Origin of the sequence: Kribbella sp. NPDC049227, assembly GCF_043197265.1 — a bacterium.
Lineage (GTDB): Bacteria > Actinomycetota > Actinomycetes > Propionibacteriales > Kribbellaceae > Kribbella.
In genome coordinates this window covers 374,905-400,318 of record NZ_JBICST010000006.1, presented here as the reverse complement: position 1 = coordinate 400,318, position 25,414 = coordinate 374,905, and the positions used below count along the sequence as shown (strand labels likewise).

General features: G+C 67.5%; 31 protein-coding genes and 1 pseudogene. 19 read left to right on the top strand and 13 right to left on the bottom strand.

Features of this window, described 5'->3' with window-relative positions:
• The first annotated feature begins 188 nt into the window (after window positions 1–188).
• Complete coding sequence (locus ACGFH6_RS27980) at window positions 189–992, top strand: phosphotransferase family protein (RefSeq protein ID WP_393389754.1); 804 nt, start codon at window positions 189–191, stop codon at window positions 990–992.
• Here the strand turns inward: ACGFH6_RS27980 and pyrH are convergent.
• Window positions 989–1,696, bottom strand: coding sequence for a UMP kinase (gene pyrH, locus ACGFH6_RS27975; RefSeq protein WP_393389751.1), 708 nt, complete (start codon window positions 1,694–1,696; stop codon window positions 989–991). The genes ACGFH6_RS27980 and pyrH overlap by 4 nt on opposite strands.
• A gap of 84 nt (window positions 1,697–1,780) precedes the next feature.
• Here pyrH and ACGFH6_RS27970 point away from each other — a divergent pair, with 84 nt between their 5' ends.
• Both ACGFH6_RS27970 and ACGFH6_RS27965 read left to right on the top strand, forming a co-directional pair.
• Window positions 1,781–2,569 carry a DinB family protein gene (locus tag ACGFH6_RS27970; protein ID WP_393389748.1) on the top strand — a complete coding sequence of 263 codons (789 nt, stop codon included), beginning with the start codon at window positions 1,781–1,783 and terminating at the stop codon, window positions 2,567–2,569.
• Between the two features lie 40 nt (window positions 2,570–2,609).
• Window positions 2,610–3,293: a VOC family protein gene (locus ACGFH6_RS27965; protein WP_393389745.1), complete on the top strand. Its 684-nt coding sequence runs from the start codon at window positions 2,610–2,612 to the stop codon at window positions 3,291–3,293.
• Between the two features lie 60 nt (window positions 3,294–3,353).
• On the opposite strand, the gene ACGFH6_RS27960 is transcribed toward ACGFH6_RS27965, so the two are convergent.
• Together ACGFH6_RS27960 and ACGFH6_RS27955 are read right to left on the bottom strand one after the other, a co-directional pair.
• Window positions 3,354–4,118: an SDR family NAD(P)-dependent oxidoreductase gene (locus ACGFH6_RS27960; protein ID WP_393389743.1), complete on the bottom strand. Its 765-nt coding sequence runs from the start codon at window positions 4,116–4,118 to the stop codon at window positions 3,354–3,356.
• A gap of 106 nt (window positions 4,119–4,224) precedes the next feature.
• Entirely contained in the window at window positions 4,225–4,554 is a 330-nt protein-coding gene (locus ACGFH6_RS27955) for a nuclear transport factor 2 family protein (protein WP_393389741.1), read from the bottom strand.
• A 79-nt stretch (window positions 4,555–4,633) separates the two neighbouring features.
• Here ACGFH6_RS27955 and ACGFH6_RS27950 point away from each other — a divergent pair, with 79 nt between their 5' ends.
• Entirely contained in the window at window positions 4,634–5,437 is an 804-nt protein-coding gene (locus ACGFH6_RS27950; RefSeq protein WP_393389739.1) for a MerR family transcriptional regulator, read from the top strand.
• Here the strand turns inward: ACGFH6_RS27950 and ACGFH6_RS27945 are convergent.
• Window positions 5,434–6,378 (bottom strand): helix-turn-helix domain-containing protein, encoded by a 945-nt coding sequence (locus ACGFH6_RS27945; protein ID WP_393389736.1) that lies wholly within the window; start codon window positions 6,376–6,378, stop codon window positions 5,434–5,436. The two genes, ACGFH6_RS27950 and ACGFH6_RS27945, sit on opposite strands and share 4 nt — an antisense overlap.
• A gap of 135 nt (window positions 6,379–6,513) precedes the next feature.
• Between ACGFH6_RS27945 and ACGFH6_RS27940 the strand changes: the two genes are divergently transcribed.
• Complete coding sequence (locus tag ACGFH6_RS27940; RefSeq protein ID WP_393389733.1) at window positions 6,514–7,302, top strand: alpha/beta hydrolase; 789 nt, start codon at window positions 6,514–6,516, stop codon at window positions 7,300–7,302.
• 111 nt (window positions 7,303–7,413) lie between these two features.
• On the opposite strand, the gene ACGFH6_RS27935 is transcribed toward ACGFH6_RS27940, so the two are convergent.
• Window positions 7,414–7,848, bottom strand: coding sequence for a GNAT family N-acetyltransferase (locus ACGFH6_RS27935; RefSeq protein ID WP_393389731.1), 435 nt, complete (start codon window positions 7,846–7,848; stop codon window positions 7,414–7,416).
• Window positions 7,849–7,975: 127 nt separating this feature from the next.
• On the opposite strand from ACGFH6_RS27935, the gene ACGFH6_RS27930 reads away from it, so the two are divergent.
• Window positions 7,976–8,284, top strand: a complete 309-nt coding sequence (locus ACGFH6_RS27930; RefSeq protein WP_393389728.1) for an NIPSNAP family protein — start codon at window positions 7,976–7,978, stop codon at window positions 8,282–8,284.
• Between the two features lie 12 nt (window positions 8,285–8,296).
• Here ACGFH6_RS27930 and ACGFH6_RS27925 read toward each other — a convergent pair whose 3' ends face one another.
• The 3 genes from ACGFH6_RS27925 to ACGFH6_RS27915 all read right to left on the bottom strand — a co-directional run bounded on the left by ACGFH6_RS27925 (window position 8,297) and on the right by ACGFH6_RS27915 (window position 10,528).
• Complete coding sequence (locus tag ACGFH6_RS27925) at window positions 8,297–9,091, bottom strand: alpha/beta fold hydrolase (RefSeq protein ID WP_393389726.1); 795 nt, start codon at window positions 9,089–9,091, stop codon at window positions 8,297–8,299.
• Window positions 9,088–9,507, bottom strand: coding sequence for a VOC family protein (locus ACGFH6_RS27920; RefSeq protein WP_393389724.1), 420 nt, complete (start codon window positions 9,505–9,507; stop codon window positions 9,088–9,090). The genes ACGFH6_RS27925 and ACGFH6_RS27920 overlap by 4 nt, the downstream gene beginning before the upstream one ends.
• A gap of 79 nt (window positions 9,508–9,586) precedes the next feature.
• The gene (locus ACGFH6_RS27915) at window positions 9,587–10,528 is read right to left on the bottom strand and encodes a helix-turn-helix domain-containing protein (protein WP_393389721.1); all 942 of its coding nucleotides are present in this window, start codon (window positions 10,526–10,528) and stop codon (window positions 9,587–9,589) included.
• A gap of 96 nt (window positions 10,529–10,624) precedes the next feature.
• On the opposite strand from ACGFH6_RS27915, the gene ACGFH6_RS27910 reads away from it, so the two are divergent.
• Window positions 10,625–11,635, top strand: a complete 1,011-nt coding sequence (locus ACGFH6_RS27910; RefSeq protein WP_393389719.1) for a saccharopine dehydrogenase NADP-binding domain-containing protein — start codon at window positions 10,625–10,627, stop codon at window positions 11,633–11,635.
• A 19-nt stretch (window positions 11,636–11,654) separates the two neighbouring features.
• Complete coding sequence (locus tag ACGFH6_RS27905; RefSeq protein WP_393389718.1) at window positions 11,655–11,975, top strand: hypothetical protein; 321 nt, start codon at window positions 11,655–11,657, stop codon at window positions 11,973–11,975.
• Between the two features lie 28 nt (window positions 11,976–12,003).
• Here the strand turns inward: ACGFH6_RS27905 and ACGFH6_RS27900 are convergent, their stop codons facing one another.
• On the bottom strand, window positions 12,004–12,708 hold the full coding sequence (locus tag ACGFH6_RS27900; RefSeq protein WP_393389716.1) for an alpha/beta fold hydrolase: 705 nt from the start codon (window positions 12,706–12,708) through the stop codon (window positions 12,004–12,006).
• Between the two features lie 80 nt (window positions 12,709–12,788).
• Between ACGFH6_RS27900 and ACGFH6_RS27895 the strand changes: the two genes are divergently transcribed.
• The 8 genes and pseudogenes from ACGFH6_RS27895 to ACGFH6_RS27860 all read left to right on the top strand — a co-directional run.
• Window positions 12,789–13,238, top strand: coding sequence for a helix-turn-helix transcriptional regulator (locus ACGFH6_RS27895; RefSeq protein ID WP_393389714.1), 450 nt, complete (start codon window positions 12,789–12,791; stop codon window positions 13,236–13,238).
• Between the two features lie 5 nt (window positions 13,239–13,243).
• The gene (locus ACGFH6_RS27890) at window positions 13,244–13,654 is read left to right on the top strand and encodes a VOC family protein (protein ID WP_393389711.1); all 411 of its coding nucleotides are present in this window, start codon (window positions 13,244–13,246) and stop codon (window positions 13,652–13,654) included.
• Window positions 13,655–13,715: 61 nt separating this feature from the next.
• A complete protein-coding gene (locus ACGFH6_RS27885; RefSeq protein ID WP_393389708.1) occupies window positions 13,716–16,091 on the top strand; it encodes an ATP-binding cassette domain-containing protein in 2,376 nt (791 codons plus the stop codon).
• Window positions 16,092–16,182: 91 nt separating this feature from the next.
• Entirely contained in the window at window positions 16,183–17,256 is a 1,074-nt protein-coding gene (locus ACGFH6_RS27880) for an HAD family hydrolase (protein WP_393389706.1), read from the top strand.
• 27 nt (window positions 17,257–17,283) lie between these two features.
• Window positions 17,284–17,679: a tautomerase family protein gene (locus tag ACGFH6_RS27875; RefSeq protein ID WP_393389704.1), complete on the top strand. Its 396-nt coding sequence runs from the start codon at window positions 17,284–17,286 to the stop codon at window positions 17,677–17,679.
• Between the two features lie 49 nt (window positions 17,680–17,728).
• Window positions 17,729–18,715, top strand: coding sequence for a serine hydrolase domain-containing protein (locus ACGFH6_RS27870; protein WP_393389701.1), 987 nt, complete (start codon window positions 17,729–17,731; stop codon window positions 18,713–18,715).
• Window positions 18,716–18,729: 14 nt separating this feature from the next.
• The gene (locus tag ACGFH6_RS27865; RefSeq protein WP_393389699.1) at window positions 18,730–19,068 is read left to right on the top strand and encodes a putative quinol monooxygenase; all 339 of its coding nucleotides are present in this window, start codon (window positions 18,730–18,732) and stop codon (window positions 19,066–19,068) included.
• Window positions 19,068–19,439 (top strand): annotated as a pseudogene (locus ACGFH6_RS27860) (class I SAM-dependent methyltransferase); the annotation flags it as partial. The gene ACGFH6_RS27865 and the pseudogene ACGFH6_RS27860, both read left to right, overlap by 1 nt.
• A gap of 221 nt (window positions 19,440–19,660) precedes the next feature.
• On the opposite strand, the gene ACGFH6_RS27855 reads toward ACGFH6_RS27860, so the two are convergent.
• Together ACGFH6_RS27855 and ACGFH6_RS27850 are read right to left on the bottom strand one after the other, a co-directional pair.
• Window positions 19,661–20,878 (bottom strand): RNA polymerase sigma factor, encoded by a 1,218-nt coding sequence (locus ACGFH6_RS27855; RefSeq protein ID WP_393389696.1) that lies wholly within the window; start codon window positions 20,876–20,878, stop codon window positions 19,661–19,663.
• Window positions 20,872–21,219 carry a YciI family protein gene (locus ACGFH6_RS27850; RefSeq protein WP_393389693.1) on the bottom strand — a complete coding sequence of 116 codons (348 nt, stop codon included), beginning with the start codon at window positions 21,217–21,219 and terminating at the stop codon, window positions 20,872–20,874. The genes ACGFH6_RS27855 and ACGFH6_RS27850 overlap by 7 nt, the downstream gene beginning before the upstream one ends.
• 127 nt (window positions 21,220–21,346) lie before the next feature.
• Here ACGFH6_RS27850 and ACGFH6_RS27845 point away from each other — a divergent pair, with 127 nt between their 5' ends.
• Both ACGFH6_RS27845 and ACGFH6_RS27840 read left to right on the top strand, forming a co-directional pair.
• Window positions 21,347–21,862: a putative immunity protein gene (locus ACGFH6_RS27845; RefSeq protein ID WP_393389690.1), complete on the top strand. Its 516-nt coding sequence runs from the start codon at window positions 21,347–21,349 to the stop codon at window positions 21,860–21,862.
• Between the two features lie 48 nt (window positions 21,863–21,910).
• A complete protein-coding gene (locus ACGFH6_RS27840) occupies window positions 21,911–22,579 on the top strand; it encodes a class I SAM-dependent DNA methyltransferase (protein ID WP_393389687.1) in 669 nt (222 codons plus the stop codon).
• A gap of 37 nt (window positions 22,580–22,616) precedes the next feature.
• Here the strand turns inward: ACGFH6_RS27840 and ACGFH6_RS27835 are convergent, their stop codons facing one another.
• Window positions 22,617–23,171, bottom strand: coding sequence for a dihydrofolate reductase family protein (locus tag ACGFH6_RS27835; RefSeq protein WP_393389686.1), 555 nt, complete (start codon window positions 23,169–23,171; stop codon window positions 22,617–22,619).
• Window positions 23,172–23,393: 222 nt separating this feature from the next.
• On the opposite strand from ACGFH6_RS27835, the gene ACGFH6_RS27830 reads away from it, so the two are divergent.
• Window positions 23,394–24,101 carry a class I SAM-dependent methyltransferase gene (locus ACGFH6_RS27830; RefSeq protein WP_393389684.1) on the top strand — a complete coding sequence of 236 codons (708 nt, stop codon included), beginning with the start codon at window positions 23,394–23,396 and terminating at the stop codon, window positions 24,099–24,101.
• A 458-nt stretch (window positions 24,102–24,559) separates the two neighbouring features.
• Here the strand turns inward: ACGFH6_RS27830 and ACGFH6_RS27825 are convergent, their stop codons facing one another.
• A complete protein-coding gene (locus ACGFH6_RS27825; protein ID WP_393389681.1) occupies window positions 24,560–25,372 on the bottom strand; it encodes a class I SAM-dependent methyltransferase in 813 nt (270 codons plus the stop codon).
• Window positions 25,373–25,414 lie beyond the last annotated feature (42 nt).

Here is a 25,414-nt window from a genome sequence, read left to right as displayed (position 1 = left end):
CATGTCCCTTGAACAGGTGTCGATGGCTTCCACGGCGAACATGAAGCGAGGTCGCATGGCAGCTCTCCTTGATAGGCACCTGTTTCGGACGAGTTCGAGTACAGCAGCCGCCTGCCGAACCCTGCAAACGGTTTAGCCCTCCGCTACACCGTAGGCTGCAGTCATGCCCATCCACTCCCGGTGCGCGCGTGCCTGACCCGCTCGAAGCCGCCGCTCTCGTCGTCGGCACCATCACCCACACCGAGCCGGTGAACGGCTTCGTCGGCAACGCGACCTACCGCCTCGTCACCGATACAGGGACCTTCTATCTGAAGTGCGCCACACCGGGGGCGATCGAGGCGGAGGTGCTTGCCTGCGATCACGCCCGGTCTGTCGGTATCCCGGTCCCGACGATCCGGACGCACGTCACCACGGATCCGGCGTACCTCATCTCGGAGGCCGTGCTCGGCAACCCCGCCGACGTGTCCGCTACTGAGGCGATCAGAGGGGCCGGACGGCATCTACACCGGTTGCACGCGATCACTGGGCCGGCGTACGGCATCGTCGCCGAGGGTCTGCATCCGACCTGGCCGGACTTCCTGAACACCGCGACCGCGCATCTCGACGAGATCGTGCCGAGTGACCTGGCTGATCGCCTGCGCGCGCACGTGCCGCCTGCGATCGCGCAACTGCCCACGACGCGCCCGGCTCTGCTGCACGGCGATCTGCACCCGCGACACCTCTACACCGAGGGCGCCACGCTGACGGCCATCATCGACTGGTCGGACGCAACGTACGGCGACCCGCTCTACGACCTGGCGAGGTTCTCGATCTCCGGTCCAATGGACGCGCTCCTCGACGGCTACGGCCTCCAGTTGACCCCTGCGATCGAGAGGACATTCTCGCTCTACCGCATCGTCTGGTCCCTCATCGCGCTGTACGCCGAACATCGGGCCGGCGGCGATTGGTTCGACGCCCACATCGACAGGATCACGAAGGAACTGCCGGGCTAGTTGATCAGGGTGCCGACCGGGGTGCCGGTGCTGATGGAGGAGGCGGCTCCGGTGCGGTCGATGTCGAAGACGTGAAGCGGCAGGCTGTGGTCACGGGCCAGGATGAAGGCGGACTGGTCCATCACGCCGACGCCGCGGTCGATGACGTCCTGGTAGCTGAGGTGGTCGAACCGGCGCGCGTCGGGAAACTTGTTCGGGTCGGCGTCGTACACGCCGTCAGTGCCGTTCTTGGCGACCAGCAGGGCGTCAGCGCCGAGTTCGACCGCGCGCTGGACGGCGGGGTAGTCGGTGGTGGTGAACGGTTGGCCGTTGCCGGAGGCAAGGAGGACGATCGCGCCCTTCTCGAGGTGCCGCAGGGCGCGCAGCCGGATGTACGGCTCAGCCATGTTGTTGATCGGGATCGCGGTCATCAGGCGCGCGTCGTCGGCACCGAGTGCGGCCAGCCGGCCGCGCAGCAGGACGGCGTTGATGATGGTGCCGAGCATGCCGATGTTGTCGGCCTCGACCCGGTCGATGCCCCAGTCCTCGGCCCGGTTGCCACGGAAGACGTTGCCCCCGCCCACAACCACCGCGACCTGAACGCCGGTAGCACGCAACGCGATCACCTCGTTGGCCAGGTGCGTGAGCCTCTCGCTGTCGAACCCGAACGCGTCACCCCCGGCAATCGCCTGGCCGGACAACTTCACGACAAGCCGTCGATACATGCTGCTCCATTCGTTCGCAAGGCGCCGCTGATCCTCGGCCATTCTGCCCTGGACGGCGCGGGGTGGGCGCGCGAAGCTGGGGCCGTGACCGAGTTCAAGCAGCAGGATCTGGGCGCGGCGCGGTTCGAGGAGCTGTCGCTGCGGGACGCGGTGTTTCACGACGTCGACCTGGCCGGGGCGCGGTTCGACAACGTGAATCTCAGCGGCGCGACGATCCGCGGCGCGCGACTGGTCGACGTGTCACTCGACGGTGACATCCGCAACCTGCGGGTCTGGGGTGTCGACGTCGTACCGCTGATCGATGCCGAGCTCAACCGTCGTCAGCCCGGTCGGGAGAAGATGCGCCCGACCGATGCCGACGGGTATCGCGAGGCGTGGGAGCTGCTCGAGCGGCTCTGGCCCGAGACGATCGCCCGGGCCCGGGCGCTGCCGCCGGAACTGCTGCACGAGTCGGTGGACGGCGAATGGTCCTTCATCGAGACGCTGCGTCACCTCGTCTTCGCGACGGATGCCTGGGTACTGCGGACCGTCCTCGGCGAGCCGTCCCCGTGGGACCCGCTCGATCTGCCCCACGACGAGATGCACGACACGCCGCCTGTCCCGCGCGACCGGACCGTACGCCCGTCGCTCGACGAAGTTCTCGCCCTGCGCGCCGACCGGATGGGCCAGGTCCGCGCGATCATCGCCGAACTCACCGACGAGCGGTTGGCCGAGCGAACGACGCCGGTGCCCGAGGCCGGCTACCCGGCGTCCGACAGCTACCTCGTCGACGACTGCCTCGGCTGCATCCTCGGCGAGGAGTGGGAGCACCGCCAGTACGCCGAACGCGACCTCGCCGTACTGGAAGGTCGTGATCGGAAACTGTCCGGGTGATGGCCTAGCGTTCGATGAACCGTGAGTGAGGAGGTTGGCGATGGACATGTTGACGGTGCAGGCGATCCAGGATGCCGGGCTGGCGGATTGGCGGAAGCTCGCTCAACGGCTGCACGCACGGTTCCTGGTCTCGTCGTTCGCCGACGGGCTCAAGTTCCTGACCGCGATCGGCGAGACCTGCGCGGCAGCCGGGACCCAGCCGGACGTTCGGGTCGGTGCGAGCTTCGTGGATCTGGCACTCGCGAGTCCCGATGCGGTGTACCGCGATCCGGACGGCGTCGAGTACGTGTTCCCGTCGGTGACTCAGCGAGATGTCGAGCTCGCGCGCCGGATCAGTGCGATCGCCGGGTCGCACGGGGTGCAGGCTGATCCGGCCGGAGTGGTGCAGCTGGAGATCGCGATCGACACCGCGGATCCCGGGAGGATCGGTCCGTTCTGGGCGGCGGTGCTCACCGGCAGCACGGACGCGATGCACGGAGTCGACGTCGGTGATCCGACCGACCGGATCCCGAACCTGTGGTTCCAGCGCACCGAACCGCACGAGACTCCCCGCCAACGCTTCCACCTCGACCTGTGGCTACCGCCCGAGCTCGCTCGCACCCGCATCGAGGCGGCGCTGGCTGTCGGCGGCACCATCACCTACGACGCCGAGGCACCGGCGTTCACCGTCCTCGCGGACCCAGATGGCAACAAGGTCTGCATCTGTACGACGGAAAGCCGCTGAGACTCCCGCGCGATCCCGGCTGGTGCATCACCGCGTTGGCTGCCGCGCCTGTCGGCGCGCTCAGAGGTCGTAGCCGCCGGAGGCTTCGATGGTCTGGGCGGTGATCCAGGCGCTCTCGGGGGAGAGGAGGAAGGCAATCACCTTGGCGAGATCGTCGGGCTCGCCGATGCGGCCGAGGGCGGTGCGGTCGGCGATCGGCGGGATCAGGTCGGGGAAGCGGGAGAACGCGTCGTCGCCGAGCCGGGTCCGGGTCACACCCGGAGCGACGGCGTTGACCCGGATGCGGCGCGCGCTGAGTTCCTTGGCGAGATAGCGGGTCAGGACGACCTGCGCGCCCTTCATGCTCGCGTAGACCGAGTAGCCCGGCTCCGGCCGCGCGCTCGGCAGCGCAGAGGTGCTGGTCGTGTAGACAATCGACCCACCGTCCGCGATCAGCGGTAGCAGCGTCTGCGTGAGGAAGTACGGACCCTTCAGGTGGACCTGGAGCATCTGGTCGAACAGTTCTTCGGTCGTCTCCTCGAACGGAACCGGCATCTGCCCGACGCCGGCGTTGTTCACCAGGTAGTCGAACGAGGTCCGGTCCCACCGCTCACGCAGTGCCTCCTCGACCGCGGTCCTGAAGCCGGCGAAGGTGTCACCGCTCCCGACATCGAGCGGCAGGGCGACCGCCGTACCGCCGTCCTTCTCGATCCGTTCGGCCGTCTCCACGGCGCCGGCCTGGTTGCCGCGGTAGGTCAGGATCACCCCGACCTCGCGCCGAGCGAGTTCGAAGGCCGCGCCCTGCCCGATGCCGGAACTCCCGCCAGTGATCACAGCGATTTGCATGATCGTGTCAATCTCCTAGAACGTCATGAATGGGTACCTCTCCAGTAGACGGTCCCGACTGGGCGAGTCGGTAGACGATTCCTCGCCGACGCTTGCACAATCCTGCTCATTCCGGTGCGATGACCAGTCGGGTGATCAAGTCCTCGTCGAGGCTGAAGGTGAAGTCGAGGTCGACGGTTCCGCCCGGGAAGTTGCCCTCGAGGTGATGGGTCGCGACGTACGTCGTGTCGTCCACCTGGCGAGCGGCGACAAGCTCGGTGGTGTACGTGTACTCGCTCGCCGCCCGGCCGAGCCAGGCGCGGATCTCGTCGCGACCGCGGTACGTCGTGCCGTCGTCGGTGACCACCGCGTCCGCGGCGTACCACTCCATTGCCGCATCGAGGTCGCGGGCCGTGTGGGCGGCCAGGTAGTTCGTGATCGTGGCTGGAAGGTTCATGCCGTCGACTGTGGGTGCTCCCGGCGGGCGAGGGTCAAGGAATTGACTCTCTCGCTGGGGGAGGGTGCACAGTGGCGGCGTGCATCCGGGGCTGACGATCGGTGAGTTCGCGCAGGTGACGCACCTGAGTGTGCGCACGCTGCGGCGGTACCACGAGAGTGGTCTGCTCGAACCCGCGTCGATCGATGCCTCCAGCGGTTACCGCTACTACACGACCGAGCAGATCCCGTCGGCCCAGGTCATCCATCGGTTGCGGGAGCTCGACGTACCGCTGGCCGAGGTCGGCAAGATCCTGGCGACCGACGATCCACACGCTCGCGCCGACTTGATCGCGGCGCATCTCGACCGTCTGCAGACCTCGCTCGACCGGACCCGGGCGGCAGTCACCTCGCTGCAGCGGCTGCTCCGGCCGGAGTCCGGCGATCTCGTCGTCGAACTTCGGTCTCAGCCGGCGCGGATGGTTGCCGCGATCACCGATGTCGTCGACCTGGACGACGTGCTGCCTTGGTACGACGGAGCGATGGCCGAGCTGACCGCCGCCGTCCACGGTCAGCTCGGACCTCCGGGTGGTCACTACGCCAACGAGCTGTTCTCCGCGGGCCGTGGCGCCGTACTCGTCTACCTCCCGGTCGCCGATCCGCCGTCGTACGGACGAGTGCGCTCGGTCGAACTGCCCGCGGTGGAGCTCGCGGCCACCGTCCACCACGGTCCCCACGACGACATCGACGTCACCTACGGCCGCCTCGGGGCGTGGGTTGTCGAGCACACCCTCGCGGTCGACGGGCCGGTTCAGGAGACGTACGTCGTGGGTCCACGAGACGACCCGGATCCGGCGTCGTGGCGCACCGAGATCGCGTGGCCGGTGTTCCGCCTGACCGGCTAGTGCAGCCGCCGCCACTCCTGCGGGGTCATACCGTGAGCGGCGCGGAAGCGGCGGGTGAAGTGACCGGCGTCGAGGAAACCCCACGCGGCCGCGATGCTCGCGATCGGGCGATGCCGGCTCGCAGGATCGGTGAGTTGCCGGGTGGCGTGTGCGAGGCGCTCGGCGATCAGCCACTGCTCGAGGCTCAGCTGATGCTCGGCGAACAGCTTGTAGAGGTAGCGGACCGAGATGTTGTGCTCCGCCGCGATGCGGGCCGCGGTCAGTTCCGGGTCGGAGAGATGCCGTCGCGCGTACCAGAGGATCCGGGTGAACAGTACGTCGGCCGGCGCGGGAGGATCGTGGTCCGAAACGGAGGTCAACAGCGCCCGGACGAGCTGGGTCGTCGCCGCACCGACCATCTCGGCCGACGTGGTTCCCTTGATCGAGGCAAGGATCCCGGGCAGGACCGTCAGGTGATGGAGCACGAGCTCGTACAGCGGACTGGCCGGCAGTCGGTGCGCGGCCGCCCGGACCGCCTCGACGCTCAATCCGAGGTCCCGGTAGTCGATCTGGAACGCCTGAGACGCGCTGTGACCGCTCCATCCGAATTCGTACGGCGCGGTCAGATCGACCAGCATGAGCTCGCCGGTGCGGACGCGCTGATCATGGCCGGCCTGGCTGAACACTCCCTCGCCGATCACCTGGACCGCGAGCGCGAGCCGTTCCGGACCGCCGATGCGGACGTGCTTCGGCGTCCGGACGAGCCGGATGCCGGAGCCCTCGTTGCGAAACAGGTCCGGCGCACCGAGGAGCCAGAAGTCCATCCGTGCGTGGACGTTGCCGGACGCGTCCTCGTGCTCGACGCGTGACGGCACGCTCGCCGACATCATCGCGGCGTAGAACGCCTCCGCCCGGTCCTGTCTCGGGAGCGCAGCGGTATCCAGCAGCACGGCCATCGCCATCCCCTCCACCCCTGAACCTGGTGGGCGACGCTGTGCACACACAGCCCAGATCCGTGCACGGTCATCCTACGGAGCCCGGCGTACCCGCAGCTAGGTTGCAGGCGGGCAGTCCCGACGACGGAGGGGTACGCGATCATGGCCGACACCATCGTTCTGGTCCACGGCTTCTGGGTCACACCGCGCAGCTGGGAGCACTGGATCACGCACTACGAGGCTCGCGGGTTCCGGGTGCTGGCGCCCGGGTATCCGGGGTTCGAGGTCGAGGTCGAGGCGCTGAACGCCGACCCGACGACCATCCTGAAACTGACCGTGCCGGCCATCATCGACCACCTGGAGTCGGTGATCCGCGAACTCGACGCGCCGCCGATCATCATCGGCCACTCGGCCGGTGGCGCGTTCACCCAGGTCCTGCTCGACCACGGGTTCGGCGCCGCCGGCGTCGCGATGTGCTCCGCACCGACCGAGGGCGTGCGCGTCGTACCGCTCTCGCAGGTCAAGTCGACGTTCCCGGTGCTGAAGAGCCCGGCGAACCGGCACAAGTCGATCCCGATGAACTTCGAGCAGTGGAACTACGCCTTCACCAATACCTTCCCCGAGGACGAGGCGCGGCGGCTCTACGAGCGGTACGCGATCCCGGCGAACGGCGGGATCCTGTGGGGGAGCGTGCTGGCCAACTTCCAGCCCGGTCACCAGGACACCTGGGTCGACTACCACAACGACGCGCGGGCGCCGCTGCTGTTCGTCTCCGCGTCCGAGGACCACATCATGCCGCCCGAGGTGCAGCGCTCGAACGCCAAGCACTACAAGTCGAAGACGATCACCGAGACCCGCGAGTACGACGGCTACGCGCATCTCTTGATGGCCCAGGACGGCTGGGAGAAGATCGCGGACGACGTACTGGACTGGGCCCTCAAACACGCCTGACAGGGACCTCTTGGCACGATGTGAGGCATGACGGATCGGTTGGCGGGCGCCTTCGATCAGGGTGCGACGCTAGTCGACGGCACGCGACCTGCAGGTCGCTCTCGAGGAGCTTCAGCGGGTGGGGCGGGAGACGTAGGCGGTCTTTTCGTCGGGGTCGAATCCGCAGGCCCGGTAGAACGCGTGGGTTGCCGGGGTCCGCGAGCCGGTCATGAGCATGACCTTGTAGCAGCCGGCATCCCACGCCGCCTGCAGTGTCCGCGCCATGATCTCTTTCCCGAGCCCGGTCCCGCGCCTCTCCGCGTCGACCACCACGTTCTCGATCACGGCGTACGGCGCCGCCCCGCGGGTCAGGTTCGGGATCAGATTGAAGTACGTCGTTGCCACGACGACCCCATCGACCTCCAGCACGAACAACCGCAATCCCGGCGTCCGCAGGATCTCCGTGAACACGTCCGCTTCCCTGCCACCTGGCGAGTCCCGGGGATGTAGCTGCCGATACAGCCGCATCACGGCGTCGAAGTCCCCAGCGTCCGCCTCACGAAACATGGTGGGCAGCGTAGTCGGAGCGGGTGCAGGACCTTGAACTCAGTGTCCGCGGGGCCCGCTGGAGGGTGGTCGGCGCGTCGAGTGGTGAACTGGGCGTGGCCAGGGCGAGTCAGCGGAAAGGTGCGGAATGATCACGTGTGTTGTCGACTACACCATCGATGCGGCGAAGGTGGCCGAGTTCGAGCGGTTCGCACAGCGGTGGATCGAGTTGGTGAATGAGCACGGTGGGACCCATCACGGCTACTTCCTTCCGTCGGAAGGTGCGAGCGACAAGGCGCTGGCCCTGTTCAGCTTCCCGAGCCTGGCGGCGTACGAGGAGTACCGCCAACTGTTCGGCGTACATCCCGACTTCGTCGCGGCCGACAAGATCCGCGACGACAGCGGCTGCGTCATCCGCTACGAACGCACCTTCATGCGTCCCCTCCTCCCGAACTGACCCTGCAGCGGATCACTCGGCGTCGAGGAAGGTGGTGACGGTGTCTTGGACGAGGTTGGTGCGGGACAGGCCGAAGAAGTGGGTGGTGCCGGGGAAGACGGCCAGTTGGTTGGTGGGGACGCCGGTCATGTCGCCGTTGACGTCGCCGCCGCGGAGTTGGAGGAAGCGGACCGCGTGCTCGAGTTTGACCGCGTCGCAGTCGCCGACCGTGAAGAGCGTCGGCGCGGCGATGCCGCGGATCTCGTCGTCGGACCAGCCGTCGACGCCCCGGTCGTAGCCGCCGAGCTTGGTCAGCAAAACCTGCAGGTGCTCGAGATCCGGGTGCGGCGACTTCGCCAGGTACTCCGCCTCCATCGGCGTACCGGCGATCATCTCGACCTTCATCTCGCTGATGGCCTCCTCGTTCGCGCCACGTTCGCCGTCGCGGCTGAACGACACCGACGAGATCACGGCCTTCCGGACCAGCTCCGGATGCTTGATCGTCAGGTACAGCGCCACCGCACCACCGACGCTGAACCCGAACAGATCCACCTTCGGTACGTCGAGATGCCGCAGCAACCCGACCACGTCGGAGGCGAGGTCGATCGTGCCGAGCGGCCGGTCGATGTCGTTGGTGTAGCCGTGCCCCTGGAAGTCGGTCGCGATGACCTGCCGGTTCTCGGCGAGCGCCGGCAGCAAGGCGCCGAACTGCAGGTCGACGTTGAACAGCCCGCCGTGCAACAACAGCAGCGGCGTCCCGCCGGAGCCGTGGATCTCGTAGTACATCTGCAGTCCGTTGACCGCGGCGTACCCAGTCTGCTTGCTCACAGCACCCCCACGAGGAGACAGAAGGGATGTCCGGCCGGGTCGGCCAGGACATAGAGAGGCTCGGACCCAACTCCGGTCCGGTCGTACAGCAGTTCGGCTCCGAGCTCCTCGGCCCGGCGCCGGTGCCGATGGAGGTCGTCCACCGTCGGCACGGCGTAGTCGATGTGCAGCTGCATCGGTACGTCGGCCGACGGCCAGGTCGACCGTGGCAGCGTGTCGACCTTCTGGATCGCGAGCTGACGGTTGCCGTCGTCATCGACGAGGACAAGCCAGCTGTCGTCATCCGCCGTACTGTCAGCCGGCGGCTCGTCTCCCGGCCGATAGCGCAAGCCCAGCAACTGTCGATAGAACTCGGCCAGCCCGCGACCGTCCGTCGTATCCAGGGCCGTATGCATTCGTCGCGGATACGTCGACATCCCACCACCCCGCTCCTCGGCGAGCCCCCATTCGACAACACGCCGATGCCCGAGGCAACCCTTCCGTACCCGGGTCGGGTCAGGCTGAGGCGGGGGTTCGGAAGGAGCGGCGGTAGGTGTCGGGTGGGACGCCTACGACGCGCTTGAACTGGCGGCGGAGGGTGGTGGCTGTGCCCATGCCGGTGGCGATGGCGACCGAGTGGATGCTCTGATCGGTCGACTCGAGAAGCTCCTGGGCGCGGCGTACGCGCTGGGTCAGGAGCCACTGGAGCGGGGTCTGACCGGTGATCGATCGGAAGAGCCGGGTGAGATGGCGTGAGCTGGTGTTCGCGCGCCGGGCGAGGTCAGTGACGGTCAGCGGCTGATCGAGCCGCTCCTGCGCCCAACCGAGGAGCTGGGACAGCATGTGGTCACCCGACACCGGCACGGGCGTCGCGACGAACTGTGCCTGCCCGCCATCCCGATGCGGCGGTACGACGAGCCGCCGGGCGACGGCGTTCGCGACGGCCGCACCGTGGTCGAGGTGCACCAGGTGCAGACAGAGATCTACTGCGGCGGCCTTCCCCGCGGCCGTCAGCACGCTGCCGTTGTCGGTGTAGAGGACGTCCGGATCAACATCCGCCAGCGGAAACCGCGCGCTCAGCGCCTTCGCGTGCCCCCAGTGCGTCGTCGCCCGCCGACCATCCAGCAGCCCGGCCGCACCCAGCACGAATGCTCCCGTGCACAACGACGCAACCCGAGCACCCGCCTCGTACGCCGCCCGCACCGCATCCACCAGCTCCTTCGGCGGCGGTACGTCGACATCCGCGCACGCCGGAACGATCACAGTGTCCGCCTCGACCAGCCGATCCAGCCTGTGGTCCGGTTTGACCGTGAACGGACCGACCTGGATCGACTCGGGTCCGCAGAGCAGGACCTCGTACCACGGCTCACCCGGCGGCGGGTTGCCGAAGATCTCGTACGCGACCCCGAACTCGAAGTGCAGCAGCTCCCCGGCGGTCGCGAGGGCGACGGTGTGCATGTCCGAAAGTGTACGCATGGTGTCGTTCCGGACTCTCACGATTCCACCTGCCGGACGGCGAGACTCGATGCCAGAGACAGTCTGATCGGAGGAACGATGGGTGCAGTCGTGGTCTACGGAGCGACCGGGCACACGGGTCGGTTCGTGGTCGAGGAACTGCTGCGTGGTGGGGTCGCAACAGTCGCGTCGGGCCGTGATGGCAGCGCGCTGGAAACGCTGGCGGCCAAGTGGGGAGACGTCGGAGTACGCCCGGCCGCGGTCGACGACGCGCGTTCGCTGGGCGCCGCGCTCGCCGGCGCGGACGTGGTCCTCAACTGCGCCGGCCCCTTCGCCGTCACAGGCGGCCCGCTGGTCGACGCGGCTGTTCGGGCGGGCATTCCGTACGTCGATGTGGCCGCCGAGATCGAGGCCAATGTGGCGACCTTCGCCAACCACAGGGGAGCTCGGACCCCGGTCGTGCCGGCGATGGCGTTCTACGGCGGGCTGGGTGATCTTCTGGTCACGGCAGCGCTGGGGGACAGGACCGCAGCCGACGAGGTCCGCGTCGCCTACGGTCTGAGCAGCTGGCATCCCACACCGGGCACACGTGCGGCCGGTCAGGTCTCGCACGACCGTCGTGGCGGTCGTCGCCTGCGGTTCACCAACGGCGCGCTGCAGCATCACGATGACAAGCCCGTAGTGCAGGACTGGGACTTCCCGGAACCGCTCGGCCGGCGTCGCGTGATCACCGAGTTCACGATGACCGACGTCGTGACAGTGCCGAGCCACCTGGACGTGCCCGAGGTACGGACGGACATGACCGTCGAGGCCGCTCAGGACCTGCTGGGTGAGGACACGCCGCCACCGGTGCCGGTCGACAAGCTCGGACGATCCGACCAGACCTTCGTGGTCGACACGCTGATCCGGATCGGCAACAAGGAGCTGCGCGCGACAGCGAGTGGGCAGGACATCTACGCGATCACGGCTCCGCTCGCGGTCGGCGCTGTACGGCGGATCCTGGCCGGACAGACACGGACGTCGGGGTTGGCATCCGCTGGGGCGATGTTCGACGCCCGTGAGTTCCTCGACACGTTGTCGCCGTACCTGAAGGTCGAGCTGCCGGACTAGTCCGGATGCGGGAGAATTGGTGGATCCCCTGCAGCACGTCACCGCCCATGACGCGGATCGCCCGGACCTTCACGCAGAAGGTCGCCACTACCGACCCCGACGGTCTGCCGGCCGTCAAACAACGGTTGCCGGCGGCACCATTGGCGCCGCCGCGGTCGCACACCAGGCGCCACGCTGGATGCAGGCCACCGCGTGGGACCCGAAGATCCACGCCCACTGTCTCGCCCTCTACAACCGCTACCAGCCAACCCCCGAACACGACGGCCAGCAGGCGATCGGCTTCGGCTGGCTCCTGGCCAACGTCGCCTACCTGAACTGGTCCGCAAAGCACCGCACCTGACGACCTGATCGGCAGCCGCTCGTCCCCTTCAGATCCATCCCTCGAGGGCGTCCATGAACTCGGGGAAATGGCCGTACCAGATGGAATGGCCCGCGCCTGGCACCGAGCGGACCTCGAAGCCGAGGGCCACCAACTCGGCTGCCCTGGCCTTCGACACATAGCGACTGGGCTCGGCACGAATGACCAGTGACGGGATGTCGGCGGTAGGCGGCTGCGATGCGCCGTGTGACAACTCGAGCGCAACCGCGGTCGCGACATCAAACCGCTCGGCCGCCGACGCTTCCACCTCACGATCCTTCTCCGACCACGCCGGCTTACTGATCCGGAGCGCCTCGACCGTCCGCCCAGCCCGCGCGGTTAGAAAGCCTGACGTCAGATCGTCCGCCGTGCGCTGAGCCCCGTCATCAGCTAGCGGAATGTCGACGTACACAGCCCTGGCCGGCCGCAGCACAGGCAACGCCTCGGCCAGCACGACCCCACCCAACGAGTGACCGATCGCCAACTCAGGCTCACAACCCACCGTCTCCACCACCGACGCAGCAAACATCCCGAGGTCCGCATCTGGAGCCGCAGGAGACCCGCCGTGCCCCGGCAGATCCACCGCAACCGCGCGATACCCCCGCTCCGCAAGTGCCGCCCCAACCCGCCAGAACTGCTCCCCAGCCCCCAACATCCCATGCAACAACACAGCAACCCGCCCGCCCTCACCCCACTCGACAGTCCTGAGCCGCATGGAGGCATGTCTATCCCACGGACGACGTCAAGTGGTTGGGGGTTAGGTAAACGTCGGTGGGGCGTGGCAGGATTTTTGGGGTGACCAGTAAGGCGGACGAGGCGCAGCGGTTGGCGGATCTGGCACGCCTGAGGCGGGTCAAGGACCGGATCGATCGGGAGTACGCGCAACCGCTGGACGTCGAGGCGCTGGCCCGGGGTGCACACATGTCGTCCGGTCACCTCAGCCGCGAGTTCAAACGCGCTTACGGAGAGTCGCCGTACGGATACCTGATGACGCGACGCATCGAGCGGGCGATGTCGTTGCTGCGCCGCGGCGACCTGAGCGTCACCGACGTGTGCTTCGAGGTCGGCTGCCAGTCGCTGGGCACGTTCAGCACCCGGTTCACCGAGCTGGTCGGGATGCCGCCGAGCGTCTACAAGGAGCGTGCGGGGGACTCGACCCTGGGCATCCCGTCGTGCGTGGCCAAGCAGGTGACCAGACCGATCAGGAATCGAGAAGCACCGGCCGGCGATCAGCACGTAGCGTGACCGTCATGGACCTCAACATCTATTCCACGTTCCTTCCGCACAACGACCCGGACGCCTCCCTGGCCTTCTACCGCGACATCATCGGCTTCGAGGTGCGCAGCGACGTCGGGTACGGCGGCATGCGCTGGATCAGCGTCGGCCCGGCCGACCAGCCCGGCGTGTCGATCGTGCTGTATCCGCCGGGCGCCGACCCCGGCATCACCGAGGACGAGCGCCGTACCATCACCGAGATGATGGCCAAGGGCACCTTCGCCACCATCGTGCTGGCCACCAAGGACATCGACGGCCTGTTCGACCGGCTGCAGGCCACCGAGGCCGAGGTGATCCAGGAGCCGACCGACCAGCCGTACGGCGTCCGCGACTGTGCGTTCCGCGACCCGGCCGGCAACCACATCCGGATCAACCAGGTTTCCTGACCCCGACGACCGTGCCAGACGGAGGCCGCCACCGCGGCTCCGCCTGACAGATGGAGACACCATGAGCAAGGCCACGCGGTCGCGGACCGAGAACGCCGCCGACAGCCACGACCTGATCCGCGTCACCGGCGCGCGGGTGAACAACCTGAAGGACATCAGCGTCGAGATCCCGAAGCGGCGGCTGACCGTGTTCACCGGTGTGTCCGGGTCCGGCAAGAGCTCGCTGGTGTTCGGCACCATCGCCGCGGAGTCGCAGCGGCTGATCAACGAGACGTACAGCGCGTTCGTCCAGGGCTTCATGCCGACGCTGGCGCGCCCCGACGTCGACGTACTGGACGGGCTGACGACGGCGATCATCGTCGACCAGGAGCGGATGGGGTCGAACCCGCGCTCCACGGTCGGTACGGCGACCGACGCCAACGCGATGCTGCGGATCCTGTTCAGCCGGCTCGGCACGCCGCATGTCGGTGGGCCGCAGGCGTACTCCTTCAACGTCCCGAAGCGGATCGCGACCGGGGCGATGGTCGCCGAGAAGGGTGCCGGCGAGAAGACCGTCGTACGCAAGGCCGTCTACCAGGGCGGCATGTGTCCGCGCTGCGAGGGCATGGGCTCGGTCACGGACTTCGACCTGACCGCGCTGTACGACGACAGCAAGTCGCTGAACGAGGGCGCGCTGACGATCCCCGGCTACAGCATGGAGGGCTGGTACGGCCGCATCTTCCGCGGCTCCGGCTACTTCAACCCGGACAAGCCGATCAAGAAGTACACCAAGAAGGAACTGCACGACCTGCTCTACCGGGAGCCGACCAAGATCAAGGTCGAGGGCATCAACCTCACCTACAGCGGGCTGATTCCCGCGATCCAGAGGTCGTTCCTGTCCAAGGACGTGGACGCGATGCAGCCGCACATCCGCGCCTTCGTGGAGCGGGCCGTGACGTTCACCACCTGCCCGGACTGTGACGGCACCCGGCTCAACCCGGAGGCGCGGGCGTCCAAGGTCCACGGCAAGAACATCGCCGACCTGTGCTCGATGCAGATCAGCGATCTCGCGGCCTGGGTGCGTGAGCTCAAGGAGCCGTCGGTCGGTCCGCTGCTGGAGGCGCTGGGGGAGACGCTCGACTCGTTCGTGGACATCGGGCTCGGCTACCTCTCGCTCGAGCGCCCGGCCGGGACGCTGTCGGGTGGCGAGGCGCAGCGCACCAAGATGATCCGTCACCTGGGCTCGTCGCTCACCGACGTCACGTACGTCTTCGACGAGCCGACCATCGGACTGCACCCGCACGACATCCAGCGGATGAACGAGTTGCTGCTGCAACTGCGCGACAAGGGCAACACCGTGCTCGTCGTGGAGCACAAGCCCGAGACGATCGCGATCGGCGACCACGTCGTCGACCTCGGCCCGGGTGCTGGTTCAGGCGGTGGCGAGGTGGTGTTCGAGGGGACGGTCGCCAAGCTGCGGACGAGCAAGACGCTGACCGGGCGTCACTTCGACGACCGGGCCTCGGTGAAGGACTCGGTGCGCGAGGCGTCGGGCGCGCTCGAGATCCGCGGTGCCGACCTTCACAATCTGCAGAACGTCGACGTGGACATCCCGCTCGGCGTGCTCACGGTCCTCACTGGTGTGGCCGGCTCGGGCAAGAGTTCGCTGATCAACGGGTCGGTGGTTGACCTGGATGGCGTCATCACCGTCGACCAGGGCGCGATTCGTGGGTCCCGCCGGAGCAACCCTGCGACGTACACGGGTCTGCTCGACCCGATCCGGAAGGCGTTCGCGAAGGCCAACGGGGTGAAGCCGGCGCTCTTCAGCGCGAACTCCGAGGGTGCGTGCCCGGCCTGCAACGGGGCCGGCGTCATCTACACAGACCTCGGCGTGATGGCGACGGTCGAGTCGCCGTGTGAGGAGTGCGAAGGCAAACGGTTCCAGGCGTCGGTGCTGGAGTACAAGTTCGGCGGCAAGGACATCACCGAGGTGCTGGCGATGTCGGTGGCCGAGGCGCTGGAGTTCTTCGGCTCCGGCGAGGCGAGCACGCCGGCCGCGCACAAGATCCTGGATCGGCTGGCGGACGTCGGCCTCGGGTACCTGACCGTTGGCCAGCCGCTGACGACCCTGTCCGGTGGTGAGCGGCAGCGGCTCAAGCTGGCGACGCACATGGGGGACAAGGGCGGAATCTACGTCCTCGACGAGCCGACCACCGGCCTCCACCTCGCGGACGTCGAGCAACTGCTCGGCCTGCTCGACCGCCTCGTCGACTCGGGCAAGTCGGTCATCGTGATCGAGCACCACCAGGCCGTGATGGCTCACGCCGACTGGATCATCGACCTCGGCCCCGGCGCCGGCCACGACGGCGGCCAGATCGTCTTCGAGGGCACCCCAGCCACGCTGATCGCCAACCCGACAACCCTCACCGGTAAACACCTGGCCGACTACGTGGCCTGAGCAGTCAACCCCCGGCCCGGCGCCGTACGGCGCCAGGCCGGGGGTTGATATTTGGTCGTGGTTCGTGGGCTGGTTCGGTGATGATGTGGCGATGACGGGAACGTATCTGCGCGTGCAGGCTCGGTATCGGGGACGGCTCGGCGTGGAGGTGGGTCTGTTCGTGGCGGTGGATCATCTGCGGCGGGCTGGGCGGCTGACTGACGGGCAGGTGGCCCTGTATCTCGACATCGACGACTGGTTTCTCGAGCGTCTTCCCGAGCCGGGCTTCTACGCCGATGGGAACACCGCCGGCGCGGTGACGTGGTTCAAGACTCCGCTGCCCGCAGAGATGCAGACGCGAGTGGACCGGTTGTGTGCGGTCCTTGCCGCCCACGATGTCCCGTTCGATGTCGTGTACTCCGACATCCCCGGCGAGGTGATCTACGAGGACGCGTACCAGATCGGCGTCATCCCGGCCGAGCGCGGTGAACCGACGCCGCTGCCGGAAGGCGTGGTCCTGGCGCCGACCAGCGCGGGATCCAAGCGTGGGGTCGCCGCATCGCCGATCCGGCATGTGCTGTTCGACGCGGACGGCGTACTGCAGGACCTCCCCGGCGGGTGGTACGCCGCGATGGAGCCATACCTCGGTGAGCGGACGCGAGAGTTCCTGCATCGGACCTGGAAGGACGAGTTGCCGATGCTGGCGGGCGAGGGGGACTACATGCCGTTGCTGGCGGCAACACTCGCGGAGTACGGCGTCGAGACACCAGTCGACGTCGTCTACCAGGACGTGTGGCACCGCATCGACCGCATCGAAGAGTCCTTCGCGATCGTGGAACAACTCCGGCGCCACGGGTACGGCGTACACCTGGGCACGAATCAGGAGAAGTATCGCGGCGCACACATGCGTACGGCGCTCGGGTACGACGACATCTTCGACGTCAGCTGCTACTCGTACGACCTCGGTGCCGCCAAGCCCGACCCAGCCTTCTTCACCGAGGCCGCGCGCCGGATCGAAGCCGACCCGTCCACCATCCTGTTCATCGACGACAACCCCGACAACGTCGCGTCTGCCCGATCGGTCGGCCTCCCCGCTGAGCTGTGGGACTTCCCCCAGGGCCACGACACCCTCAGAACCCTCCTCGCCAACCACGGTATCGAGGTCACCCCGGCGTACCAACGCTGACTCGTGCCGGATGAAAGGATTCGCGTCATGCCCACCGCGCTCGTCGAGGTTCGCCGCCGGTACTCCGAGGCCGAGGAGGTCGCGATCATGGACGCGGTCCACGGCGCGCTGGTGGCGGCATTCCGCATCCCGCCGGAGGACAGGAACATCCGTCTGATCGCACACGAGCCGCACCGGTTCGCCTGCTCACCGAACCGGACCCACCCCGAATTCTTCACCCTGGTCACGATCGACTGCTTCGCCGGCCGCTCGGTTCAGGCCAAGCGCAACCTGTACGCCGAGATCGTCAACCGCCTCGCCCCACTCGGCATCCCCCAGGACCACGTCCTCATCACGCTCAGAGAAAGCGCCACCGAGAACTGGGGCATCCGCGGCGGCCAAGCAGCCTCCGACCTCGACCTCGGCTTCGAAGTCCATGTCTAGAGGGCTCCTCTCGGCGCCGAGGCGGACCCTCGCCGAGGTACAGCACGGCATGGACAAGGGCTGGCACACCGGCGCGCAGGTGTACGCCTCGGTGCACGGGCAGACGCGTGTCGACCTGGCCGTCGGCGAAGCACGCCCCGGCGTACCGATGACGACCTCGACCATCGTCGAGTGGGCCTCCGCTACCAAACCGATCCCATCGGTGGCGATCGGACTCTTGTGGCAGCGGGGCTTGCTCGACCTGGATGATCCGGTTTGTCTCCAGATCCCCGAGTTCGCCGCGGCCGGCAAGGAGGCTGTCACGATCCGGCACCTGCTGACCCACACGGGAGGTCTGACCAGCACCATCACCGGCATCGCGCCGCCGGAGGAGATGGTGACCGACATCTGCGCGGCGCCGTTGGCGGACGGCTGGATCCCGGGCACGCGCAATGCCTACAACTCGGTCGCGATGTGGATCGTCGCTGAGCTGGTCTCGAGAATCAGCGGCCGGCAGTTCTCGGAGTTCGTCTGCAGCGAGATCTTTCGGCCGGCCGGCATGCACGACTGCTGGATCGGAATGTCAGCCGATTCGTACCAGGTTCACCGAGACCGGATTGCCGTCATCCCGGGCTTCGGTCCGTCCGGCACAGAAGCCTGGGTCACCTGGGGCCGCCCGACCGGCGGAGGACACGGCCCGATCGCCCAACTCGGCCACTTCTACGAGGCCCTTCTCGACGAGCGCCTGCTGTCTGCGGGAACGCTCGACGCGATGACGGCCCGCCAGGTGAGCGACGGGTGGGACGAGTACTTGCAGGAGACGGTTGACCGCGGGCTGGGGTTCATGCTCGGTTCGTCCAACCCGGCCCACGGCTACGGGTCGCGTGCGTCACCCCGCAGCTTCGGCCACGGCGGGCGAACCTGGAGTCTCGGCTTCGCGGATCCGGCCGAGCACCTGGTGGTTGCCGTCTACTGGAACGGGATGGCCGACGCGGACACCCAAGCTCGGCGCCTGACGGACCAACTCGACGCTCTTTACGACGATCTGTTGTTCTGACGGAAGGATTGACGATGACCCTCACTTCGCGTGTTGAGTTCACTGCTCGTGAAGGGCGGCGGGAAGAGTTCGTTGAGGCTGCCAAGGCGTTGGCTGCGGCGACTCGGGACGAGCCTGGGACGCTCAGGTACGACTGGTATCAGGACGCAGATCCAGACAGCTTCGTTGTGATCGAGGAGTACGTCGACAGCGCCGCGGCGTTTGCCCACAACGAGCACTGCGACGAACTTCTGAAGCGGGCCTTCGAGCTCGGCGAGTTGACGGCGATGCAGTTGCACGGCGACATCTCACCGGAGCTCCAGGCGTTCGCCGACAACATGCCAGGCACCAAGACCTTTCCGCCGTTGGCCTGATGGCGACGGCCCGGTACGACGGTGTGGCCGACTGGTACGACGCGCAACTGGACACGGCTCCGCATCGGCACGACGTACTGCGAGCCAACCTGCCGACTGGTCGAGGTCTCTGCCTGGACATCGGCTCCGGGACAGGCCGGGACCTGGCCGTGATCGCGGAGTCCGCCTGGACGCCTGTCGGTGTCGAGCTCTCCACCGATCAGCTGAGACTGGCGCGCCGGCGGTCGAATCGCTTGGTCCAGGGCGATGTCGAACGGCTTCCGATCAGGTCGTCCGTCGTACCGATGGCTGTCAGTTCCTGGACCTCGACCGATGTCGAACACTTCGACAGGATGCTGTCCGAGGTCGCGCGCGTCCTGGTGCCCGGCGGCCGATTCCTCTTCTACGGCGTGCATCCGTGCTTCAACGGCCCGCATGTCGAGGCGTGTCCGGACGGCAGCCGGCTCGTACACACCATGTACCGCGAGGCTCGACGGCATCTGTCGGCTCCGTGGTGGGGGACCGACGGCATCAGGACCAAGGTGGGTGGCATGCGACACCTGTCGCTGGCCGACTTCCTCAACGCCTTCATCGCTGCCGGACTGCGGATCGATCACGTGTCCGAGCCCGACGAGGAGCCCGTCCCGTGGGGCATCGTGGTGGCTGCCAGTTCGGTGAGTCGGCGTTCCAGGAAGCGGCGTTCGGGGCCGTCTTCTGTGAGTTCTCTGGCGCGTCGGTAGGTGTCGCGCGCCTCGTCGATCCGGCCGAGGCGGCGTAGCAGTTCGGCCCTGGTCGAGTGCAGGTAGCGGAAGTCGTGCAGACCGAGACCGTCGACGATGCGCAGGCCGGCCTCGGCGCCTTCGGTTTCGGCGATGGCGATGGCGCGGTTCAGTTCGACGACCGGTGATCCGGTCAGGTGGTACAGCTCGCCGTACAGCGCCGCCAGTTGTGCCCAGTCGTTCGGCGTTTCGGCATGCAATGAGGCGATGGCGGCCTGGAGTACGTAGGACCCGTGACCGCCGAGAGCGATCGCGGTGTCGAGCTCGGCGCGTCCTGCCGCGATCTGCGCGGTGTTCCAGCGGGATCGGTCCTGATCGGCGAGCAGCACCAGTTCGCCGCCGCTGAATCGCGCCTCCCGGCGGGAGTCGTTCAGGAGCATCATCGCCAGCAATCCATGGACTTCGGGCTCGTCCGGAAGTACTTCGGTGAGCGCCCGGCCCAGCCAGATCGCCTCGGACGCGAGGTCGTCGCGGCCGCCGTACCCCTCGTTGAAGATCAGGTACACGACGGCCAGTACGGCGTCGAGCCGCTCGGGCAGCAGATGAGGTGGAGGCACGCGAAACGGGATCCGCGCCGCTTTGATCTTGCGTTTGGCCCGCACCAGCCGCTGCGCCATCGTGCGCTCCGGCACCAGGAAGGCGCGAGCGATCTCGTCGGTGGTCAACCCACCCAGCGTGCGCAGGGTGAGCGCCACCTGTGCCTCGATCGCGAGCGCCGGGTGACAGCAGGTGAAGATGAGCTCCAGCCGCTCGTCGGGGAACGTCGTGGTGTCCATCGGCACCTCACCGGGATCGGGCATGACGAGCAGACCGAGCTTCGTGGCAAGGGCCTGGTCGCGGCGGATGCGATCGGTGGCTCGGTTGCGCGACGTCGTCATCAGCCAGGCGCGCGGGTTGCTGGGGATGCCGTCGCGTGGCCAGCGGGCGGCGGCGATGGCGAACGCCTCGGCCGCCGCCTCCTCGGCAAGGTCGAAGTCGCCGACGATGCCGATCAGAGTCGCCAGCACGCGACCCCACTCCTCGCGGAAGACCTGCTCCAGCGTGGCTACCAATACACCTCCGAAGGGCGGATCTCGACCGCGCCACCGTAGCGTGCCGCAGGGACGCGGGCGGCGATCTCGATCGCCGCGTCCAGGTTGTCGGCCTCCAGGATGAACCAGCTGCCGACTGACTCCTTCATCCCGACGAACGGCCCGTCGGTGGTCAGGGTCTTGCCGGCCTCGACCCGTACGGTCGTCGCGTTCTCGGGTCGACCCATCGGCAGTCCGGGCGTGACGCCCGGCGTCTGATTGATCCCTTGGTAGTCGGCGTAGACCTGCTTCTGCTCGTCCTCGGGCAGCGCGGCCTGCTGCTCGAGCGCGCCGCCTTGGTAGATCAGCATGATGTACTTCATTGCCTGGCTCCTCCGATGACCGGACTCGTCACATCGAATCGTCGCAGTAAGACGAACAGCCATCCGGGAAATCGACACCTCAACACCAGAATCTTGCCCGGCCACCGTACGGAGGTGTGTGCCGACCATGATCCTTCCGAAGGTCCGAGACCCGCGCCTCGTGACGATCCGCCGCGGTGGGACGCTCACCGATGCGGATCACCACCTCCTGGCTCTGTGGGCGGCCTCGTGCGCGGAGCATGTCCTGCTCCTGTTCGAGTCGGTTCGGCCGGAGGACACCCGACCGCGTCAAGCGATCGAGCATGCCCGTGCCTGGGTGCGTGGCGAGGTCAAGATGATGGAGGCTCGCGCAGCCGGCGGCCACGCGATGGGCGCGGCCAGAGACCTGAGTGGAGCAGCACGGCACGCCGCCTACGCAGCCGGTCAAGCTGGAGCGGTCGCTCACGTCGCCGAGCACGACCTGGGTGCGGCCGCCTACGCCATCAAGGCCGCAGTCGCTGCCGCGCCCAAGGAAGAGGCCGAGGCAGTACGTCGAGCCGAGTGCCAGTGGCAGCGCGCCCAGCTCCCGAAGGCGATCCGGGCCCTCGTCATCGACGACCAGCATCGACGAAACACCATCTGCTGGTCGGTCTTCGACTGCTGAGCGCGGCGGTGCCGGGACGGGGGAGAGGTGGTCGATAGGGTCGGTCCGGTGACCCTTTCATCGAGTGTTCAGCCGGCGGATCTCGAGGTCGTGCGCGCGTCGTACGACCGAGTGGCCGACAACTATGTCGACCTGCTCGAAACCACGGGGATGGGGGATATTCGCACCCAGCCGTGGCTGCAGGCAGCCGTCGACGCGTTCGCTTGCTCGGTCCGCGGTCTCGGCCCTGTGCTCGATGTCGGCTGCGGTCCGGGGACTGTCACGGCGTACCTGCAGGAGCGGGGGATCGAGGTCTCGGGTGTCGACCTGTCGCCCCGGATGATCGAGCACGCCAAGCGACTGCACCCCGAGTGCAGCTTCGCCGTTGCCTCGTCCACCGAACTCGATCTCGAGCCCAGCTCGTTCGGCGGCATTCTCGGCTGGTGGTCGCTGTTCAACCTGCCACGCGAGATCCTGCCGAACGTCCTCGCCACCTTCCATGACGCACTCGTGCCCGGCGGGCACTTCATGATCGCGACGCACGGGGGCGATGAGGATGTCGCTCGGACCGAGGCGTACGGCGGTGTCGCGGTGACCTGGACGACGTACCAATGGCGGCCCGAGCAGCTGACCGGACTTCTCGAGGACGCCGGACTACGCGTTGTGGCGGACCTGCGGATCCCGGCCGACGGGCAATACGGTCCCCTCGTCATTCTCCAAGCCCGCCGCGACAACTGACCCCGGCTTCGTCGGCCCGATACGAGAGCGTACGTGATCATCTGTCCCCAGGCCGGTAGCGCAGCCAGACGACTCCGGATCGGTAGGTCGTGGCCGTGACCAGCTGCAGGCGGATCGGGCCGACTCCGTCGAGGATCCGCGGCCCGGCCGGCCAGAGGTGCGGATTCACCCAGAACCAGAACTCGTCGACCAGACCCTGCTGAGCGAGGGTGTCCGCCAGCTCCCCGCAGCCGGAGACGATCAGGTTGCCTGTGTGCTTCTCCTTGAGTGCGGGAACGGCTTGCGCGACCTCGCCCTCGATGAGAGTGGCGTTCCACTCCAGCGGTCCGGTGAGAGTCCGCGAGGCGACGTACTTCGGCATGCCGTTGACCCGCTCGGCGTAGTGGCCCATCGCCGGATCCTCGCCGAGGTGTGGCCAGACGGCGGCCAGTCCCTCGTAGGTCTTGCGGCCGAGGAGTAGCGCGTCGGCCAGCATCAGCTGCTCGAGGCCGGCGTCGCCGCTGTCGGCGTCGAGCTCCAGCCAGTCCTCGGGCGTAGGCGCCTCGAACGCGCCGTTCACGGTGACTTGATTGTGGATGATGACCTTTCCCATGCCAGCGAGGCTAAGAGCCGCCCCACCACCGCCGCATCGGTCGAACGACTGGCGCTGAGCACTCTGAACGCCAGTTCTGGGTGGATGCGCGCCGGGCAACTGCTTCTGGCAACGGTGGTAGGAACGGGGCGAGTCTCGACAGCGCGTGGGGCGGTGCTGTTGGATCGGGTGGTTTGACCAGTCGCACCGATGGTGCGAGCTTGCCGACAGAAGGAGCGCTCGGTGCCGAAGACCGACTACGACGAGTTCGCTGAGGCGTACTCCGCGGACAACGAGGCCAATCTGCTCAACGGCCACTACGAACGGCCGGCGATGCTGAGCCTTGCTGGTGACGTGGCCGGCCGTCGCATCCTCGACGCCGGTTGTGGCTCCGGTCCGCTGTCAGCGGCGCTCCGTGACCGGGGCGCGATCATGAGCGGCTTCGACCTGAGCACGGCGATGATCGATCTGGCCCGCCGAAGGCTAGGCGAGGACGCTGACCTGACCGTCGCCGACCTGGCCAAGCCGCTGCCGTACGACGACGCCGCGTTCGATGACGTCGTGGCCTCCCTCGTCCTGCACTATCTGGAGGACTGGACCGAACCGCTCGCAGAGCTCCGCCGGGTGCTGAAGTCGGGCGGACGCCTCATCCTGTCGGTGAACCACCCGATCCTCTACACGGCGTTGAACCCCGACGCCGAGTACTTCGACGTCGCCGAGTTCACCTATGACGCCGAGCACGCCGGCCGCACGGTCGTCTACACGAACTGGCACCGGCCGCTTCAGGCGATGAGCGACGCCTTCACGGCGGCAGGTTTCCGGATCTCGGTAATCAGCGAGCCGCCGATCGCCCCGGACACGCCGAGCGAACTGATTCCGCAGCAGCTGAAGCATCTGAAGCACCCGCCGAGATTCATCAGCTTCATCTTCTTCACCCTCGAGGCCTGCTGACCCGAACCAGCATCATCATGCGGTCGGTGGTGTCCGGACGGCGCCGATCACGTGGCGGTATCGCTCACGTGCAGAGAAGTCCGACAGTTCCCACACGGCCGGTGTTCCGATCTCGGCGCATAGATGAATGAGTCGACCCTCGCCAATCCACACCGCGACGTGAGATCCGAAGGACGCGATGGAGCGGTTGAAGAGGACCATGTCGAGAGGCTCGAGCTGGTCCGGTGTTTCGGGGTGGCTGAATGCTGTGTCGTCCCATAGTTCGCTCGAGCGGTGCGGCGGGACGACTCGTCCGAAGTGGCGGAGTACGGCGTACGCATAGCGCTGACAGTTCGCGCCTTCTGCCAAGGGTCTGGTGGGACTGGCCTGCGGATGCGCGGCGCCGACGTAAGGCACCGTCCACAGCCACTCGGGCCACGCTCTGTCGAACTGCGGCAAAGGTGCATCAGGGATCATGGTCACCCTTGTCGGCGGGGGCGCAGTACGCCAGTCAGCATCGGGAGGGTGAACTCGCCGCTGGACGTCTCCGGCCTGCTCGCCAGGAATGCCCGGATCTGGCCGAGCGCGGCTTCTCTTTCCTGAGCCGGCATGACCAGCATCCCCGCCCGCGTCGTGAGAGTCGCGACGAGCGACTCGGCGGTGCGGCGCTGCCCGTGGGGGAACTCGGCCTGCTCCAGTGATCCGAACGGGCTGCTCAGGCTGGCGCTCGGCAGATGTATGTCAGCCGTCGCGGCACGCCAACTGCTGAGTGTGTCTCGCGGTCCGATGGCCGCAGGTCCGCTGGCCTGCGCGAGTCCGTCGACCCAGGGGACCCGGTCATCAATCACGTTCCAGAGACCGGCCAGGATGCCGTTGGGCACGAGGACTCTGGCGATCTCCGGACCGGCGACGTCCATGTCGAACCAGTGCATGGCGTTGCCACTCAGTACGGCATCGACGGAGTTGTCTGGGAGGGGAATTGCCTCAGCACTACCCGCCAGCGCATGGACGGCCGGCAGTCCGCGGCGGAGCTCGGCAAGCATCCCCGGGTCGGGCTCGACCGCGACCGTGTCAACGCCGAGCGCGACCAGCGTCGCGCTGAGCTTCCCGGTCCCAGCGCCTAGGTCGAGCACTCTCGAACCGGGCGCGTGTTCGAGCGCCCAGCGCGCGGCGGCCTGGGCATAGTCCGGCCGATGCTCGGCGTACGTCGCCGCGGCACCTCCGAACGACGAACCAAGAACCAGCCGCGCGTGGCGATCATCGGGTCGGCCTCCCGTAGTCGAAGAACTCAACTCCACTCCCTTCCAGCCTCTGCCCATACATCTAGTTGAGTC

Coding starts and splice junctions, on each gene's coding strand:
- pyrH (WP_393389751.1), bottom strand. CDS start 1,696: ATGTATCGACGGCTTGTCGTGAAGTTGTCCGGCCAGGCGATTGCCGGG.
- ACGFH6_RS27965 (WP_393389745.1), top strand. CDS start 2,610: ATGGACATGTTGACGGTGCAGGCGATCCAGGATGCCGGGCTGGCGGAT.
- ACGFH6_RS27960 (WP_393389743.1), bottom strand. CDS start 4,118: ATGCAAATCGCTGTGATCACTGGCGGGAGTTCCGGCATCGGGCAGGGC.
- ACGFH6_RS27955 (WP_393389741.1), bottom strand. CDS start 4,554: ATGAACCTTCCAGCCACGATCACGAACTACCTGGCCGCCCACACGGCC.
- ACGFH6_RS27945 (WP_393389736.1), bottom strand. CDS start 6,378: ATGGCGATGGCCGTGCTGCTGGATACCGCTGCGCTCCCGAGACAGGAC.
- ACGFH6_RS27940 (WP_393389733.1), top strand. CDS start 6,514: ATGGCCGACACCATCGTTCTGGTCCACGGCTTCTGGGTCACACCGCGC.
- ACGFH6_RS27935 (WP_393389731.1), bottom strand. CDS start 7,848: ATGTTTCGTGAGGCGGACGCTGGGGACTTCGACGCCGTGATGCGGCTG.
- ACGFH6_RS27930 (WP_393389728.1), top strand. CDS start 7,976: ATGATCACGTGTGTTGTCGACTACACCATCGATGCGGCGAAGGTGGCC.
- ACGFH6_RS27920 (WP_393389724.1), bottom strand. CDS start 9,507: ATGTCGACGTATCCGCGACGAATGCATACGGCCCTGGATACGACGGAC.
- ACGFH6_RS27915 (WP_393389721.1), bottom strand. CDS start 10,528: ATGCACACCGTCGCCCTCGCGACCGCCGGGGAGCTGCTGCACTTCGAG.
- ACGFH6_RS27910 (WP_393389719.1), top strand. CDS start 10,625: ATGGGTGCAGTCGTGGTCTACGGAGCGACCGGGCACACGGGTCGGTTC.
- ACGFH6_RS27900 (WP_393389716.1), bottom strand. CDS start 12,708: ATGCGGCTCAGGACTGTCGAGTGGGGTGAGGGCGGGCGGGTTGCTGTG.
- ACGFH6_RS27890 (WP_393389711.1), top strand. CDS start 13,244: ATGGACCTCAACATCTATTCCACGTTCCTTCCGCACAACGACCCGGAC.
- ACGFH6_RS27885 (WP_393389708.1), top strand. CDS start 13,716: ATGAGCAAGGCCACGCGGTCGCGGACCGAGAACGCCGCCGACAGCCAC.
- ACGFH6_RS27880 (WP_393389706.1), top strand. CDS start 16,183: ATGACGGGAACGTATCTGCGCGTGCAGGCTCGGTATCGGGGACGGCTC.
- ACGFH6_RS27875 (WP_393389704.1), top strand. CDS start 17,284: ATGCCCACCGCGCTCGTCGAGGTTCGCCGCCGGTACTCCGAGGCCGAG.
- ACGFH6_RS27870 (WP_393389701.1), top strand. CDS start 17,729: ATGGACAAGGGCTGGCACACCGGCGCGCAGGTGTACGCCTCGGTGCAC.
- ACGFH6_RS27865 (WP_393389699.1), top strand. CDS start 18,730: ATGACCCTCACTTCGCGTGTTGAGTTCACTGCTCGTGAAGGGCGGCGG.
- ACGFH6_RS27850 (WP_393389693.1), bottom strand. CDS start 21,219: ATGAAGTACATCATGCTGATCTACCAAGGCGGCGCGCTCGAGCAGCAG.
- ACGFH6_RS27845 (WP_393389690.1), top strand. CDS start 21,347: ATGATCCTTCCGAAGGTCCGAGACCCGCGCCTCGTGACGATCCGCCGC.
- ACGFH6_RS27835 (WP_393389686.1), bottom strand. CDS start 23,171: ATGGGAAAGGTCATCATCCACAATCAAGTCACCGTGAACGGCGCGTTC.